Origin of the sequence: Marinobacter halophilus (assembly GCF_003007685.1) — a bacterium.
GTDB classification, from domain to species: Bacteria; Pseudomonadota; Gammaproteobacteria; order Pseudomonadales; family Oleiphilaceae; genus Marinobacter; species Marinobacter halophilus.
This window is the reverse complement of record NZ_PXNN01000017.1, coordinates 319026-335320: the sequence shown is the minus strand read 5'-3', so window position 1 is coordinate 335320 and position 16295 is coordinate 319026. Positions and strand designations below refer to the sequence as shown.

At 51.9% G+C, this 16295-nt stretch carries 13 protein-coding genes; 12 read left to right on the top strand and 1 reads right to left on the bottom strand.

The features are described 5' to 3' along the window. Nucleotides 1-362 precede the first annotated feature (362 nt). From prpD to C7H08_RS15335, 12 genes are all read left to right on the top strand, one after another. The gene (gene prpD / locus C7H08_RS15390; RefSeq protein ID WP_106673119.1) at nucleotides 363-1847 is read left to right on the top strand and encodes a 2-methylcitrate dehydratase; all 1485 of its coding nucleotides are present in this window, start codon (nucleotides 363-365) and stop codon (nucleotides 1845-1847) included. Between the two features lie 173 nt (nucleotides 1848-2020). Next, entirely contained in the window at nucleotides 2021-3433 is a 1413-nt protein-coding gene (locus tag C7H08_RS15385; protein WP_106673118.1) for a TIGR03013 family XrtA/PEP-CTERM system glycosyltransferase, read from the top strand. A 59-nt stretch (nucleotides 3434-3492) separates the two neighbouring features. Continuing rightward, the gene (locus tag C7H08_RS15380; RefSeq protein WP_106673117.1) at nucleotides 3493-4140 is read left to right on the top strand and encodes an XrtA/PEP-CTERM system exopolysaccharide export protein; all 648 of its coding nucleotides are present in this window, start codon (nucleotides 3493-3495) and stop codon (nucleotides 4138-4140) included. 52 nt (nucleotides 4141-4192) lie between these two features. Next, the gene (locus C7H08_RS15375) at nucleotides 4193-5719 is read left to right on the top strand and encodes an XrtA system polysaccharide chain length determinant (protein ID WP_106673116.1); all 1527 of its coding nucleotides are present in this window, start codon (nucleotides 4193-4195) and stop codon (nucleotides 5717-5719) included. Beyond that, nucleotides 5719-6630 (top strand): P-loop NTPase family protein, encoded by a 912-nt coding sequence (locus C7H08_RS15370; RefSeq protein WP_243411449.1) that lies wholly within the window; start codon nucleotides 5719-5721, stop codon nucleotides 6628-6630. The genes C7H08_RS15375 and C7H08_RS15370 overlap by 1 nt, the downstream gene beginning before the upstream one ends. Further along, the gene (locus C7H08_RS15365; RefSeq protein ID WP_227663296.1) at nucleotides 6623-7912 is read left to right on the top strand and encodes an outer membrane beta-barrel protein; all 1290 of its coding nucleotides are present in this window, start codon (nucleotides 6623-6625) and stop codon (nucleotides 7910-7912) included. The genes C7H08_RS15370 and C7H08_RS15365 overlap by 8 nt, the downstream gene beginning before the upstream one ends. A gap of 45 nt (nucleotides 7913-7957) precedes the next feature. Then, nucleotides 7958-8818, top strand: coding sequence for an XrtA system polysaccharide deacetylase (locus tag C7H08_RS15360; protein ID WP_106673115.1), 861 nt, complete (start codon nucleotides 7958-7960; stop codon nucleotides 8816-8818). A 21-nt stretch (nucleotides 8819-8839) separates the two neighbouring features. Beyond that, nucleotides 8840-10153 (top strand): FemAB family XrtA/PEP-CTERM system-associated protein, encoded by a 1314-nt coding sequence (locus C7H08_RS15355; RefSeq protein WP_106673114.1) that lies wholly within the window; start codon nucleotides 8840-8842, stop codon nucleotides 10151-10153. Next, a complete protein-coding gene (locus C7H08_RS15350; RefSeq protein WP_106673113.1) occupies nucleotides 10153-11130 on the top strand; it encodes a GNAT family N-acetyltransferase in 978 nt (325 codons plus the stop codon). The genes C7H08_RS15355 and C7H08_RS15350 overlap by 1 nt, the downstream gene beginning before the upstream one ends. A 24-nt stretch (nucleotides 11131-11154) precedes the next feature. Continuing rightward, nucleotides 11155-12258: a glycosyltransferase gene (locus C7H08_RS15345; RefSeq protein ID WP_106673112.1), complete on the top strand. Its 1104-nt coding sequence runs from the start codon at nucleotides 11155-11157 to the stop codon at nucleotides 12256-12258. Between the two features lie 19 nt (nucleotides 12259-12277). After that, nucleotides 12278-14131 carry an asparagine synthase-related protein gene (locus C7H08_RS15340; protein ID WP_106673111.1) on the top strand — a complete coding sequence of 618 codons (1854 nt, stop codon included), beginning with the start codon at nucleotides 12278-12280 and terminating at the stop codon, nucleotides 14129-14131. Beyond that, nucleotides 14124-15125: a polysaccharide deacetylase family protein gene (locus tag C7H08_RS15335; RefSeq protein ID WP_106673110.1), complete on the top strand. Its 1002-nt coding sequence runs from the start codon at nucleotides 14124-14126 to the stop codon at nucleotides 15123-15125. Before C7H08_RS15340 ends, C7H08_RS15335 begins: the two co-directional genes overlap by 8 nt. On the opposite strand, the gene C7H08_RS15330 is transcribed toward C7H08_RS15335, so the two are convergent. After that, nucleotides 15122-16291 (bottom strand): carboxylate--amine ligase, encoded by a 1170-nt coding sequence (locus C7H08_RS15330; protein WP_165793972.1) that lies wholly within the window; start codon nucleotides 16289-16291, stop codon nucleotides 15122-15124. The genes C7H08_RS15335 and C7H08_RS15330 overlap by 4 nt on opposite strands. Between the last annotated feature and the right edge of the window lie 4 nt (nucleotides 16292-16295).

The window sequence follows — 16295 nt, the reverse complement described above, 5'->3', positions numbered from 1 at the left end:
TCTTCGTTAGCGGAACGAGTATAAGGGAGATGAGACTGGCAAAACTATATTGTGGCATTACGGCTTTGAAAACGGTTCATGCTAAAGATCTGAATTACAAACAAACAGTTGAAGTGAAATAAGAGGAATGTAATCGCCGAATTTTATTAAAAATATTTTAAACTTTTTTTGTTATAAGTTGTCAGCGAAAGTAATGAAGTGGTTTTCATTCACAGTATCATTATTTAAGCTCATGAAAAGTATAGGTTTGCTATTTAACGCATTGTTTTTTGATGTAAGTATTTCCGACATATATATAAATGCGATAGCATTGATTTGTGTCCATACATATTGTTTGGCACGGGACTAAGGAGAACCGTTCGATGTCTGCAACATTCGATCTCAATGAACGCCCCGACTACGACGATCTCATTCAAACAATTGCCGATTACACTCTAAGCTATCGAATTAAAAACAAAGAAGCCTGGAGCACGGCCCGCAATTGCCTGATGGATACCTTAGGCTGCGGCCTGCTGGCCCTGCGATTTCCGGAATGCACAAAGCACCTGGGCCCGATCGTTGAAGGCACAGTCGTGCCCCACGGCGCCCGTGTTCCTGGTACCTCATTCCGCCTGGACCCGGTAAAAGCCGCTTGGGACATCGGCTGCATCATCCGCTGGCTGGACTACAACGACACTTGGTTGGCTGCAGAGTGGGGCCATCCGTCCGACAACCTGGGAGGCATTTTGGCGGTGGCTGACCATCTGTCCCAAAAGCGACTCGCGGATGGTAAGGCGCCGCTGACCATGAAAGATGTGCTGGAAGCCATGATCATGGCCCATGAAATCCAGGGTGTGCTGGCACTGGAAAACTCTTTTAACCGGGTTGGGTTGGACCATGTGGTGCTGGTCAAGGTGGCATCCACAGCGGTTACCGCAAAACTGATGGGAGCCAATCGCGAGCAACTTTTGTCGGCCTTGTCTCACGCCTGGGTAGATGGCCAGTCTTTACGCACCTACCGCCACGCGCCTAACGCAGGCTCACGCAAGTCCTGGGCTGCTGGCGATGCAACATCTCGCGCCGTACGCCTGGCAGATATCGCCATGAGAGGGGAAATGGGCGTTCCGAGCGCGCTGACAGCGCCCCAGTGGGGCTTTTACGACGTGCTGTTCAGCAAAACCAATAAAGACCAGAAACTCAAGCCGGAGGGGAAGCGTCAGTTTTCTTTACCACAGGCATTCGGCTCCTACGTGATTGAAAACACTCTGTTTAAAATCTCCTTCCCGGCGGAGTTTCATGCCCAGACCGCGGCGGAAGCGGCGGTAACCCTGCACCCGCTGATCAAAGATCGGCTCGACGAAATTGATCGCATTGTCATCACCACCCATGAGTCCGCCATCCGTATCATCTCCAAACAGGGCAAGCTGGCCAACGCCGCGGACAGGGACCACTGCCTGCAATACATGGTGGCCGTACCGTTGATTTTCGGCAACCTGACGGCTGAGCACTATGAAGACAGCTTCCACCAAGCCAACCCGATCATCGACAGGATCCGTGAAAAAATGGACGTGGTGGAGGATGAAAGCTACACCCGCGAATATCTGGAGGAAGACAAGCGCTCTATTGCCAATGCCATCCAGGTGTTCTTCAAAGATGGTAGCAGTACAAACAAAGTCGCCGTTGAGTACCCCATCGGGCACCGGCGCCGCAGAAAAGAGGGGATCCCGCTGTTGGAAGACAAATTCCGTAACAATCTTGCCACCCGGTTCCCGGGCCAACGTTGCGATCAGATTTTTGAGCTCTGCACAGACCAGAAAACGCTGGAAGGCACATCGGTGAATGAGTTCGTTGCTCTGTTCGTCATTTGAATGTAACAGGTGCAGGTTACAGATGTGTCAATTTAATCTACTCTCAAAATGATCGGTTTCTTCGCTGGCGATTGCAGTTACATAAAATTACAGTACACTGCTACTCGTACAACGCCGTATGTAAACGCACTGGATGCGTTGTTTCTTTGTTGTAAGCAGCAAAAGGAGTTGGCGTGGCCCACGTCAGATTGTTCAGACACTACATCCATCTTCCGTATGTCATCCTCGGCCTGATTGATTTTTTGGTGCTGGCGTTTGCCTTCGCCTTAGCCGTATTTTTTCGCTTTTTCGGTGATCTTTCCTTCTTCCTTGAAAACCTCAACTTCCTGTTGCCGTCAGCGGTGTTGTTTTCGGCCACAAACTTGTTGGTGATGGTGGCGATCGGCGTTCACCAGTCGCACCTGGAAGAAGGCATGTCCGGGATGATGCTCCGCACCATCATGGCGCTGTTTGTCAGCGTTCCGTTGTGCGGTTTTGCCTACCTGCTGGCAAACGAATGGCTGTGGTATCTGGGCGCCAGCAGTGTGCTGACCACCGGGTCCGTGTTTGGTTTTTTCCTGCTTGGCATCGTTCGCTTGCTCTTTTTCGCCACGGTTGGTAAGGAAACCTTTAAACGAAAAGTCCTGGTGTTGGGGGCCGGTTTTCGTGCCAGGCAAATTCATGAGGATCTCAGAACACCGTTCAACCGGAAGGGCTTTATATTGACTGGTTTCGTGCCCCTGCCGGACGAGCCCGTTGAAATCAGTGAACAGTACCTGCTGAATATCCCGACCACCTTGCAACAGTACATTGTCGAGCACCCGGTCAATGAAATCGTGGTTGCCGTGGACGACCGCCGCAAGGGAATGCCCATGGAAGATCTTCTGGAATGTAAAATGGAAGGTATCCGGATTGTCGACGGCGCTACCTTCTACGAAAGAGAATCCAGGAAAGTGGCGCTGGAAATGGTTACCCGCGGCTGGCTGGTATTTTCCGATGGGTTTACCGTTTCCTCCGTGTTCGGTTTCGGCAAACGCTCCCTGGACATACTCTCAGCCACCACCTTGCTGCTGGCAGGCCTGCCGTTAATGCTGCTGACTGCCATCGCCATCAAGATCGAGGATGGCCTGAAGGCACCGGTGTTCTACAGTCAGGAACGGGTGGGGCTGAATGGCAGCGTATTTCAGGTGCACAAGTTTCGCTCAATGATTACAGACGCTGAGAAAAACGGTGCGGTTTGGGCCAGTAAGAACGACGCAAGGGTTACCCGGGTCGGAGAATTTATCCGCAAAGTGCGGATTGACGAATTGCCGCAAATCTTCAATGTACTGAACGGCACCATGGCCTTTGTGGGCCCGCGCCCGGAACGTCCGGTGTTCGTGGAAAAGCTGTCAGAATCGATACCGTTTTACAGCGAGCGCCACCGCGTCAAGCCGGGTTTGACCGGCTGGGCCCAGCTCTGCTTTGCTTATGCGGATAATGAAGAGGACACCCGGGAAAAACTCCGTTACGACCTTTACTACATCAAAAATCAAAGTCTGTTGCTCGATCTGTTGATTATAATTCAGACAGTAGAAGTGGTATTGTTCAAAAAAGGATCAAGGTAGTTTCGGGACCAGCTCTCCCCGAGACATGGAATCAGAAACGGAACCAGAGAGGAATCATAATGTCATCGAAGTATTCATTGCAGGGGCTGCTGATGTCCTTGTCCGCAGTAGTGTTTGTTGCCGGCTGTGCCGGGGGGCCCGGCGCCTCATCACCGGAGCAGATCCAGAAAGCTTTAGCCGTTGATACAACCAACAGTGTAGATCAGTACATTCTGGGTGCGACTGACGTCGTTCGGGTGTCAGTCTGGCGCAACGACGACCTCAGTATTTCCGTACCGGTCAGGCCAGATGGAAAGATTTCCGTCCCCCTTGCTGGTGACGTTCAGGCCAGTGGCAAAGCCCCCGAAGCCCTGGCAGCCGACATCGAGCACCGCCTCGCGTCGTTTATTCGCGAACCACAAGTCAGTGTGGTGGTCACCAGTATGGGGAGCCACGAATTCAGTGATCGTGTCCGGGTGACCGGTGCCGTTCGGCAACCAACCTCCGTTCCACACCGTTCAGGTATGACCGTGCTGGATATGGTGTTGACCTCCGGTGGCCTGTCACCTTTTGCAGCTGCAAACAACTCAATGCTGTACCGCATGATTGGCGAAGAGATTGTAGCTATCCCGATCAAACTGGATGAAATACTGACCCGAGGTGATATTTCAACCAATTACCGGCTGCGCCCGGGAGACATTCTGACGGTACCAGAGAGGCGTATTTGATGAATTCAGGAATGAAGCAATAGATGGCGTCTTCAGGTAACAGGTAATAACCATGGCACTTCCATTAAGTCGGTTACCGACAGAAATCTTACGCGAGATACGGACCCGCAAATGGCTTGCGTTGTTTGTGTTCGCTGCTGTCAGTTTTATTGTGCTGGCCGTCGGATTTTTGTGGCCCTATAAGTACCAATCTCAGGTTATTATTTTTGTCGACGATAGGAATATCATCCAGCCGTTAATGGAAGGGCGGGCCGTCACAACCAAGATTAGCGAAAAGGCGTCTGCGGCGAGGGAGCTGCTTTGGTCCCGTACTGTGATGGAGAAAATTGCAAAGGATACTGATGTTTTTGGTGATAATGCCGAAAACCTCAGCCAGGAAGCGCTGGCAGGTCGCGTCAGCGGTATCCGGAGTGGTATGTCGGTGGCTACAAGAGGCGACAATTACTTCAGCATCGGCTTTTCGGCGTCTTCGCCACTCAGAGCCTTTCAGGTTGCGCAAAAACTGGGCCAGTCGTTTATCGAAGAAAACAGTAATCGCAAAAGGGCTGAAAGTCGTTCGGCTTATGAGTTTATCGATAAACAAGTCAAAAGTTATGAGCGCCAGATTGCCGGTGTAGAGGCACGCCTGCAGCAGTTCCTGTCAGAGAATGTTGAAGGAACCGAAGCCAATGCCAATGCCCGGATGGCTAACCTTCAAAGTCGTCTCGAACTGGCTGAGCTTGAGAGGGAAGAGCTTCAAACCCGGGCCAATGCGCTTGACCGACAAATGGCTGAAATCGATCCGAGAATCAGGCAAGGGCAGACCTTGGATGCGTATCAGGTGCGTATCAACTCCATGGAAGAGCAGTTGGACGCATTGCGTTTGCGCTATCATGACACCTACCCCGACATAATCATTCTCCGGGAGCAGATTGCAGAACTTCGCAATCAGCAGCAAAGAGCTCTTGCGACCCAAGAGGAATCTCCCAGATCGTTTGGTGATATGAACATTGCCAATCCGGTCTATCAGGACATTCGCTCGACCCTGGTAACCACAAATACAGATATTGAAACCGTGGAAACACGCATTCAGTCAATCCAAAGGCTGATTGCCGAACAGACAATGCGCATGGAGCGTATTCAGGAAAACAAAACCCAATACTCGGACCTGACCCGAGACCTCGAAGTTAACCGGGAAATCTATGACGATCTTCTGAAGCGACGGGAAAAAGCGAGGGTTTCCATGCACCTCGATATTGAGGGGCAGGGGCTCAATTACAGGATCAATGAAACGGCACAGTATCCCAACAACCCGTCCGGGCCGAAGTTTTCAATGTTTGCTCTTGCGGGGCTATTTGTCGGTTTTGTCGCGCCTTTTGGTGCGGTTGCGGCTTTGTTGCAGGTAGACCCAAGGATACGCTCTCGGGAACAGATTGAGGATGTGCTTGAATTGTCGATACTGGAGCAGCTTCCCGAGGTACGAACGCCCTTTGAAAAACGACGGGACCGCAGGATCACGCTGGCAGTTTCAATAATGGCGGTCGTCGTTGCCGGAGCCTATATCGCCGTCGCTCTGGCCGCAGTTTTGGGAGTATTTTGATGAATGATTCCAGAACCGACCAGGAAAACGAAATCCTGGATAAGAAGAAATTAAACGTTGAGCAAAACAGCTCAGAGGGTAGTGGCGATTACCAGCTTGGTTCCGGAGGTCGAGGTAACGGTAACGGCGGAGAGCTCACAGGCGGTGTACCTTTCTCCGACTCGGATGATTCACGAATGTTGGTGCCCAGCTCTCTTGAGCTGGGCCCTGGAACCCTGGACAGGTACGTTATAAGCAAACAGATTGTCCGCATGCAAGAGCCACGCAGGCTGACACCGGACGATCTGGATGAACGGCGCATCATTTATCCTGAATCCAGAAACAGAAAGCTGGTTAACCACTTCAGGAACCTTCGAACCAAATTATTGGAGAAATCCGGAGGTAACAATTTCACCCTGGTTGTGAGTGGCGCCAGTTCTGGTGCCGGGGCCTCATTTGTAGCGCTGAATCTGGCTGCGGCTTTTGCATTCGACCAGTCTAAGACAGCTTTGATTATTGATTGTAATCTGCGAGAACCCGCACTGCATTCGACTCTGGATATTATTCCCGACGCCGGGCTAACGGATTTTCTGGACGATTCGGACTTCGACATTGGAAGAATACTCTATCCCACCGGCATCCCGCGGTTGCGTCTGATCCCGGCAGGCAGTCGGCGTGAAAATCCGGCAGAATTTTTTACCTCGTTTCGCATGAAGCAGTTTCTGCAGGCAGTTCGCAGGCGCTATCCCGACCGTTTTATCGTGCTGGATACGGCGCCAATCTCGGAATCACCTGACGCCCGCATTCTCGCTGACCTGTGCGACTATGCAATGCTGGTTGTTCCTCATGGCCGCATAACGGTCAGTGGGGTTGAACAAGCAGCTTCTGCATTCAACACGGAAAAATTCGTTGGAGCTGTCATAAATGGCTAAATCAAGCGGTTCACGGAAGAGCCCGGAGTATCTCAGGTTTTTCGTTATTTTCGCTGCCCTGGGGCCGATGAGTGTTGTGCAAGCCGAGCCACTGACCTTGTCAGGTGGATTGACCAGTCGGTTCAGCGACAACGCAGCACGCACTTCGGTGAACGAAACCAGTGATACAGAAACAAGAATCAACCTGACGCTGGCGCATCAGACTGACCCCGGAAAATGTCAGGCGCGCACTGCAGCTGATGTTGGTTACGGGGTCTGGCGCAACGATACCTTTGAACCCAAGAATTACGTAGGTCTGGATTTTGTCGGGAATTGCGAACTGGTGAGGGGGCTTTCCTGGCAGGTGTCAGACAACCTGCGCGACGTTACACAGAACCCAAGAGCCAGCGACACGCCCGACAACCGCACACGCAAGAACGTCTTCCGCACCGGGCCGGTTTACTCCCTGATGCTGGGCAAGCTGGACGTATTAACCTTTTCCGCACAATACGAGAACACTGAGTACAGCGAGCCGGAAAACACTGACAGCGAACGCTACATCGGCACAGCCAGCTGGAACCACACCCTCAGCGAGACCTTATCAGGTGGTCTTCGGTTCAGTAGCAATCAGGCGGAACTGGATAGCGGTGCAGAGATAGACACCGATGTGGCCAGCGTAATGTTTGCAAAGTCCTGGCAGGCGACAAAACTCTCGGGAAGTATCGGTGTCAGTGAAATAGAGAGCCGCTTCGGAGGCAACACCCAGTCGAGCGAAGCTGTGGTGTGGGATGCTTCCCTGGAGCGAGAGGTTAACCCGGTAACCGAATTCTATATCAGAGCCAGTCGGGAGCTGACGGACCAGACATCGGATTTCGACATCAGATTTGGCGAAGTCGTCTTCAACCTACGTGAAACCAGTGCAGTAGAAGTATCCGCGCTGGATGCGGGTCTGGTCAGACAATTCAGTGATGCGTCCCGGGTTTCTGTCGGCGTATTCGCCAACCGTGCAGATTACACCAGAACAGATGAAGTAGAGGACAGGGTCGGTTTATCGGTCAACTTCAGCCGTTCCATCGCAACACGGCTTTCCTTGCAGACGCAGGCCAGATATCAGTATCGAACCTTTGATGTGGACAATTTGAATGACAGCACCTATGGCGCAGACATCGGCCTGAGTTACCAACTAACCCAGAATCTAGATATCAAAGGCCGCGTGGGCCATGCAGCCAGGGACAGTGATCTGAATTCCAGCGACTACCGTGAGAACTGGATATCACTGGCCCTTGACTACCAGTTTTTCTGATTCGTAGTAGAAGCAGAACGTCTATTTTTCCGGAGCAAAGTCGAAGTGACGAAGAACGCGCTGACCGTTGATGTTGAAGATTACTTCCAGGTAGCAGCACTTGCGGAAGCTGTGGACCGCAAAGACTGGCACTCCATGGAGTATCGGGTCGAGGCGAATACTGACCGGCTACTGGAGCTGTTCTCGCAAAAGGCTGTTAAAGCAACGTTCTTTACGCTCGGCTGGGTTGCGGAGCGATCCCCCGAGCTGGTTCGGCGTATCCAGAAGGCCGGGCATGAGATTGCGAGCCACGGTTACAGCCATCAGCTGGTCTACAATCAGGCGCCAGATGTGTTCCGGGATGAAACCAGAAAGTCAAAACAGATACTGGAAGACATTACCGGAGAGCCCATTACCGGTTACAGGGCCGCCAGTTACTCAATAACCGCACAGTCTCGCTGGGCTCTGGATATCCTCTGCGAGGAAGGGTTTACCTGGGACTCATCCATTTTTCCCGTACATCATGACCGCTACGGAATGCCAGGAACGCCCCACGAGCCCTATCGCCTGGAAGCGCCCGGCGGTGGCACCCTGATTGAATTCCCACTCTCCACCTGCCCGTTGGGAAGCTACCGGCTACCGATAGCGGGAGGGGGATACTTCCGCCTGTATCCGTATTGGCTGAGCCGGTGGGGGCTAGGGAAAATCAACAGGGCAGGGCAGCCCTTTATCTTCTATCTTCACCCGTGGGAGATTGATACCGGGCAGCCCCGGTTAGACGTCAAAGCACTTTCGCGATTCAGGCACTATAACAACCTGAACAAGTGTATGGGCCGGCTGGAGCGATTGCTCGGGGACTTCCGTTTCGGCTCGGTTTCGGATGTACTGTCGGAGACAAAGATACCCGCTGGTGCTGTTGTCGTCTAAGAGCTTTTTAAGGATAGCGCAATGGGAATGGAGATACCTGAGCCCCGGCTTGGCGCATCAAAAGAGCGCCTTGATGAACTTAAAAACACCAAAGGCCGCCTAAGTCGCCTGATAGGCGAGGCCCGGCAATCCGGGCACAATGCCGACGAGCTGATCGAAGAGCTCAAACAGGTTTCCTGTGAGACCAAGCAGCTTCAAAAGCAACTCAAACAGAACCTCAATGATGCCCACCACGTAAAAAAATGGTCGCCGGGTATTATCGACATACCCCCGGCTATTGCCCAAAAACCTTCCTGTGGTGCGATCCGGATTGAGCGATGCGTCAGTGACAACCTTTCCGCGGTCGAAGCCTACCTGGCCGAGCATCCGGCAGCATCAATATGGCACCGCCCGGCGGTTTCCAACTTTATCGAACACACCTATGGACATAACACCAGATATCTCTGTGCACTCGATACCGGCAGAAACGTGGTTGGGGTCTTGCCACTGGTCCAACTCAACAGTCGTCTGTTCGGCAACTTTCTGGTAGCCATGCCCTATTTCAACTACGGCGGTGTATTGGCGGATAACCGGGAAATTGCACTGAACCTGATAGCTCAGGCAGGTCAGTGGCGGCAGGAGATTAGGGCTAAACATCTGGAGCTCCGCTTTTGCCAGGATAACGAACTGGGCCTGCCCCAAAAGACAGATAAAGTGGGCTTCTGGCTGTCTTTGCCAGATAAAATCGACGATCTTTGGCACAGTTTTCAGCCCAAAGTCCGCGCTCAGATACGTCGGGGCCAGCGGGAAATGACCGAGCTCACAATTGGTGGGCCGGAATTGCTTGACGAGTTTTATCGGGTTTTCTCGGTAAACATGCGCGACCTGGGCACCCCTGTCTACGGTAAGGACTTCTTTTCTAACCTGTTAAAAGCACTCGAAGGTCAGGCCTGGCTGGTGGTGGCACGGATAGATGGGCGCGCCGTTGGCTGCGCTTTTCTTACGGGTTATTGCGAAAGAATGGAGATTCCCTGGGCGTCGACTCTGCGCAAGTTTAACCACACCAGTATCAACATGAGTATGTATTGGAAGATTCTGGAGTTTGCCGTTGCTCAACGCTATTCAGTATTCGATTTTGGCCGTTGCAGCCTTGACGCCGGTACTTACCGTTTTAAACAGCAGTGGGGAGCACAGCCGGTAAAACTGTATTGGGATTACGTGCTGCCAAAAGGTAGCAAGCTCCCGGCTCTCAATCCTGACAATCCGAAATTCCGGCTCATGATCGCCATATGGCAACGATTGCCGGTAAGACTAACAAATCTACTGGGGCCTCATATTGTCAAGGGGCTACCGTAATGAGCTTGTTTCAGACCAAAGCCTGGCAAAGTGCCTGGTGGGAAACCTGGGGCAGCCAAAAAGGCTTCAGACTGGTCAGACCGTGGGATGGTCAGGTTTCCGGGTTGTATGAGTCCAAATACCGGCTTAAGGGTGTGCTTCCGGTACGCTCGTTCCAGTTTGTTGGCACAAGTTATCGGGAGTTGAGAACACCGAGAACAGAATACAACCAGTTTTGCGACGATAACCTGAGTGGGCAGTTATTACTGCGGGGCATGGAGGAGATTCTTCAGGGCCAGCCGTGGACAGAGGCCGTTTTTAACGATTTGCGGACGGGATCTGAAGAGTTGTCTGCACTGGTCACCATCGCGGCTACCCATAACTGGGCCTTCAGGATTACCGCTTCAGACAACGGTTACGCCGTTTCAACGACTGGCCGGTTCGATGAGTATATTGCTGCCCTTGGCGCTAACAGCCGCTTACGCCTCTATAACCGCAGGAAAATACTGGAGTCACTGGGCAGTATTTACGAAGAAAACCTCTGGCCATCCAGGGTTGATGACTTCTTTCAGCACCTTAACCGCTTCCACCTGGCAAGGTGGAAGAAAAACTGTGTAACGCCCACCAGCCTGGAGTTTCACAAAAAATTCCTGTCCAGAGTGGAGGAAGAAGGCGGTAGGCCTTTGCTGTCTGCCCTGTATTGTGACGGCAACGTGGTTTCAGTGCTGTATAACGTATGGTACCAAGGCGTTGTCTACAACATTCAGGCGGGATTTGACGAGCACTTCCACGTAAAATTATCCCTTGGTTCACTTCATCTGGGGTATGCCATCGAAAACGCGTTTAACGCAGTGAACACTCATCGGTTTGACATGCTGGCGGGCCAAGGTAAACATGAAGATTACAAGTCCCGCTTTGCAACTGACCGTTATCAGTTTATATCCATTATGCTTGTGAAAAGCGTTATGTTTCGCGCCCTCTATTGGATGAGGGGGTAAAACAGCACCATGGCAGGGAGCCCGATGACTACCATTCTGCACCTCATAGATACAACCGGCCCCGGCGGCGCCGAGACGGTCTTCACCAACCTGCTGAAAGAACTTGAGCAGACAGAATTCCGTAACGTTGTGGTACTGCGTGGCGAGGGATGGGTGGCGGAAAAGGTTCGCAGCCTTGGCATCACCCCACACATGATCGATTCGAAGGGGAGCTTCAATCTTGGCTACGTCAAGGCGCTGCGACAGCTGATCATCGGTGAGAGGGTGGACCTGATTCACGCTCATCTGCTTGGCTCAAACGTTTATGGTGCGCTTTTGGCTCTAATTTGCGGAAAACCAATGATCGCAACTTTTCATGGTGCGGTGGATGTTGCCTCAGGGGAGCGATTTTTAAGAGCGAAGTTTTTCCTCATAGGCCGCGGTGCTTCCACAATTGTGTGTGTTTCAAAGCGCCTGCAACAAGAGCTGGCCGAACGCAGCCCTTTACCGGCTCATAAGCTGCAACTGATCTATAACGGAGTCGATCCGGAGGCTTTCAGTGGCGCTCGCGCTTCTGGACTCAAAGAAGAGCTGGGGTTGCCGCAAGATGCGACTGTGGTGATCTCCATAGGCAACATACGTCCGGCGAAAGGGTATGAGTATCTTGTCGACGCCGCGGTCACCATGGCCGCCCAAGACCCGAAAGTTCACTTTGTGGTGGTGGGGCACCAAAAAGCACAACTCTTCAACAAACTGATGGATCAGATCGCCCGGGCCACGACGCAGCCCAATATTCACTGGCTGGGGTTTCGGCAGGACGTTGCCAGTATCCTCCGGCAGGCGGATATTTTCCTGCTACCATCCGTGTCTGAAGGGTTTTCCATTTCGACGGTGGAAGCCATGATGGCGGGGGTACCGATTATTGCCACCCGAAGCGGCGGGCCTGAAGAAATCATTATTGATGGCGCGTCAGGTAGATTAGTACCAGTCAGGGACGCTGAAGCAATCGTAACGGCCATTTCTGGCATGATGGAGCCGGAGATGCGCAAAGGAATGATCGTTGAGGCCGAGCGAACGGCCAAAGATCGCTTCTCGCTGCAATCGATGTTAGCGAATTATAAAGAGATCTATTGCCAGTTGGTCAATTAGAAAAGGGAAGGGATAAAGGATGTCCAAATTCCTGATTTATGTGAGTAAAGACAAGGATGCGACTCGTGTGGGCGGCACCGATTCGGTGCGGGCTGCCATGCAAGAGTCGGCGCCGCTTGAGATGGGGATGAAGACGTTTTCATACGACGGCATACAGGTTGCCTGCTCAGGCAAGGTGAGCGTTCATCTGGATGAGTCTCAGGGCCTGTTATTTATCCTGACCGGCTACTTCCGTCGCGCGGGTGCATCGGTGACCTATTCCGACGACGCAAAAAACTTACAACCACTGTTCGACGAGCTCAACGAACCGTTGAAAAGCGATTTTGAGGGTTGTTTTTCTCTGGTCGTTTGTCACCTGCCTTCTCTGACGGTCTCCTTGGTGACAGACAGGTTTGGAACTCACCCACTTTATTACAGCCTTGACCAACGGCATGTTGCGGTCTCATCTGGAAAATATCTTCTCTTCCCCTGGCTGGACGAGCTCTCGGTTCCGTCAAGGGCATTGACTGACACCTTCTGGCTTGGCTTTACTCGCGCACCCGAAAGCATGATTTCGGGGATCGCAAAAGTGAAGGACAATTGCCTCCTAAAAATAACGGGAGACGGCGCTGAGGAAACCTGCCTGAAGCGCTGTCCTCTGGTGATGAAACCCGAAGAAGACCTGGATTTTGATTCGACCGTCAGCAGCATTGAGGCGGCGCTTGAAGATGAATTTGTCACCCTCGGTAAGAAGGTCGAGAGAGTTGCCGTGCTGCTCAGCGGTGGTGTGGATTCGTCGATATTGGCAGCCTACGCTAGTAAACATTTTGCTGACTGTGTGGCATTTTCCTGCGAAATAGAGGGCTTTGATAACCCCGAACTGAAAAGGGCTCAATACGTCGCAGAAAAGTTGGGTCTGAAACATCATGTTGTGAGACTAAACCTTGATGACCTGGGGGGGATTTTTTCCGAGGTCGTTGTAATGCTTGAAGGCCCTTCACGACACATTAACAATATCGTTGTACGCAGGATTTTTCAGGAAATCAGAGGCTTTGACGCAATCATTGGCGGTGACGGCGCCGATGCGTTGTTCGGAACAAGAACCAACAGAACCATCGTTAATATTGAGAAAAAAATAAAACGGATTGACCGGATCCCGGCCTTGTTAAAGTCCTGTATTGCTATGCTTCTCAGAGGCGTTGGTTTTCGAAAGCATAAACACCTTGAAAAAATACTGACCAACGACATCGAATATCTGATCTCCAATCTGTTTACCATCGACTACACAGAGCAGGAAATCGCTGTCGCGAGGAAGCTGGGCGCATCAACGTTTTCTGACATTCCATTGGGTACTTACCAATCTTCCGGCCTGGTGGGCAAAAGCATCGAAGCAAATTTTTCGTTGTTCTTGAGGGCCATGTTGGAGCGCAACACCAGGCTGTCTTATGACACTGATATACCGATTTATTATCCTTTCCTGACGGAAAGTATGTTCGAGGTATCAAGGCGACTCCCGTATACACATCGCTTTGACAAAGCCGAAAATGCCAAGCCGGCGTTGCGGGAGATTTGCCGTCGGATGATCGATTCTTCCGTTATTGAATGGCCCAAAATTGGTTTTGAAACGCCCGAAAAAACGTGGATGACTCATCAACTCAAATCCTATCTGGATAGGGTTCTCATGAACGAGGGAGAAATTGCCAAGGTTCTGGATTGCCAGCTGAGTAGCGACGATGTTGCTGTTGTTGAAGCTTCAAACCGCATAATCTGGTGGCTGATAACACTGGATGCAAGTTTGCGTGACGCGGTGACTCAGGCGGGCAAATGGAAACACCACCGAGCGCTGGCAGGGTCTGGTAAAGGCCAACGATTGCAGGAGCAAATTGTTGAGTAATTGGGCGATTAAATGTGCAAACCTCGTCGGCGAGACGGGCCTTTACCGGCTGCTGTGTCCCGGTTGCTTGCCCGTGTTTATGATTCACCGAATAAAGGAGGTTGATCAACCTCGAGAGGGCGTAACCGCAATCCAATTGCGTTGTTACCTTCAATACCTGGCCAAGCAGGGGTTCAAAGTTCTCTCGATGGATGAGCTTTGGCAGCACCTCAGTGAAGGGCGGAAGATCCCGTCAAAAGCCGTAATGTTCACAATTGATGACGGTTTTTTTCACTATCAGAATGTGGCGGCCAGGATTTTTGATGAGTTCGGCTTTCCGCTTAACTTTTTCGTGATTACCGGCATGCTGGACCAGAAAATCTGGCCCTGGGACCACCAGGTTACTTATGCATTCGAGCACTCTGCGGCCTCGCATGCCGAAATTCACTTTCCATCGGGAGTTGTTTATTCGGTCAACCTGGACAAACGGGACGCGGTAACAACTATGCGGGCCGTTCGAAGTGCGCTTAAAACCGAGCCTCAGGGGGGTATATACGGGTGGATGAAGGCGGAGCTCTACCCAAAGCTTGAGGTGGATTTCCCATCTGATATCCCCGAGGAATATCGCCCCATGTCTTGGGACGATGCTAGATCCTTGCGTACCCGGGGCCATGGGGTTTATCCGCACACCCAGTCACATAGAATCCTCTCCATGTTGAGCCTTGCAGAAAAACGGGAGGAAATCAGGGGTTCCCTCAAGCGAGTTGTGGACGAATTAGCGTACATACCACAAGTCTTTGCTTATCCCACCGGTCGCCTTGGGGATTACGATGGTCGTGACATTGAAGAGCTCAAGCAGACCGGGTTCAGCATGGCCTTTAACACAGTTGCGGCCTATGTGATGCAGGGGCAGGATCACTACCAGCTCCCGCGGTTTTCGTTGCCTGAAGATTCAGAGGACTTCCTGCAGATAATTAACCGGTTTGAGGCGCTGAAACAAACGCTACGACGCTAGGCGGATTTGCCGAAAAGCCTCCGTTTTACCCGTGTAAAAATATCCTTAACCGACGCACGGGAGTACACAAACGCGGGATGAGGGTCTTTCCAGTAAAACAGTGCCGCTACCTGGCGGTAGCGAAGCAGCCCGATGTAACGATATAGCACCGCGCATACATTCTCGCGGTCTTCCAGCCGGGCCACCAGATCCCCGAAGAAATTCCAGTACACACGGTTATTTTTCTGGGGCGCAAAGGCTACCGTGTTGCCATAAGCTACCTGGGTGCAGGCGAGGATATTATTAATCCCGCAACGGGTATCAAACCAGTTGCACATGCCGAGGCGTGGATTGGTCTCTATATAGTAGTAAATCCCGGTGTTCTGATCTTTCTTGAATTCGATCATCGCTGGCCCGGAATAATTCAGGGCCATGCCAATTTTTGCGCATTCATCACGCAGTACCTGGTTTTGCCGACTGATGGCCAGTGACGTTACCCCATAGTGGGAGGGCATGGTGCCCAGGCGGTTGAACACGAAGCAGGCAACCAGCTCTCTATTCAGACCGAAGGTAACGTTACACACCCATAGGTTGTCGTCATCACCCTCAATCACCTCCTGAGCAATAAAGCAGTCCAGTTGGCCATGGAAACGTTCGCAAAACTCATCCAGTTCCTCCCGGGCGTTCACAATGACATTTTTTGCACCCAACACCGAATACTCACGGAATGTTCTGGGTTTGATAATCAGTGGGAACGACTCGGGTACATTGTTGCCTAAATCGTAGTAGGTTTTGGGGAGAGTGATGCCGCCTTCCTCCATGGACAGGCATTCCAGTTTTTTGTCATTGAGGAGCTCCGTTGTCTCAGAGGAGGGGACGATCAAGTGGTGATTGGAATACCCCTCTGTCTTCAGCCTGCCAAGCAGTTCGGCGGAGAGATCCGAACAGGCAATTAATACGCCCGGCCCATTCTCATTATGGTATAGATGGTCCAGAACCGGTTTTATATCGTGCAACCCCGGATTCTCAGGCAACAGAAAACGGTACTGGCCATATCGGCTGTAGGCACTCAGGTCAGTCTGGCTTGTTAGTAAAGTGTAGGTGCGCAAGCCCGCCTGTGCGGCTGAGCGCACTGCACCGAGCCCGTTAAGGCCGTTAGCGAGAATGATGACGTAGGGTTGGTTCATCAAC

Bases quoted from the DNA above. Each gene is read 5' to 3' on its own strand.
- prpD (WP_106673119.1), top strand. From the start codon at position 363: ATGTCTGCAACATTCGATCTCAATGAACGCCCCGACTACGACGATCTC.
- C7H08_RS15380 (WP_106673117.1), top strand. From the start codon at position 3,493: ATGTCATCGAAGTATTCATTGCAGGGGCTGCTGATGTCCTTGTCCGCA.
- C7H08_RS15375 (WP_106673116.1), top strand. From the start codon at position 4,193: ATGGCACTTCCATTAAGTCGGTTACCGACAGAAATCTTACGCGAGATA.
- C7H08_RS15370 (WP_243411449.1), top strand. From the start codon at position 5,719: ATGAATGATTCCAGAACCGACCAGGAAAACGAAATCCTGGATAAGAAG.
- C7H08_RS15365 (WP_227663296.1), top strand. From the start codon at position 6,623: ATGGCTAAATCAAGCGGTTCACGGAAGAGCCCGGAGTATCTCAGGTTT.
- C7H08_RS15355 (WP_106673114.1), top strand. From the start codon at position 8,840: ATGGGAATGGAGATACCTGAGCCCCGGCTTGGCGCATCAAAAGAGCGC.
- C7H08_RS15350 (WP_106673113.1), top strand. From the start codon at position 10,153: ATGAGCTTGTTTCAGACCAAAGCCTGGCAAAGTGCCTGGTGGGAAACC.
- C7H08_RS15345 (WP_106673112.1), top strand. From the start codon at position 11,155: ATGACTACCATTCTGCACCTCATAGATACAACCGGCCCCGGCGGCGCC.
- C7H08_RS15340 (WP_106673111.1), top strand. From the start codon at position 12,278: ATGTCCAAATTCCTGATTTATGTGAGTAAAGACAAGGATGCGACTCGT.
- C7H08_RS15330 (WP_165793972.1), bottom strand. From the start codon at position 16,291: ATGAACCAACCCTACGTCATCATTCTCGCTAACGGCCTTAACGGGCTC.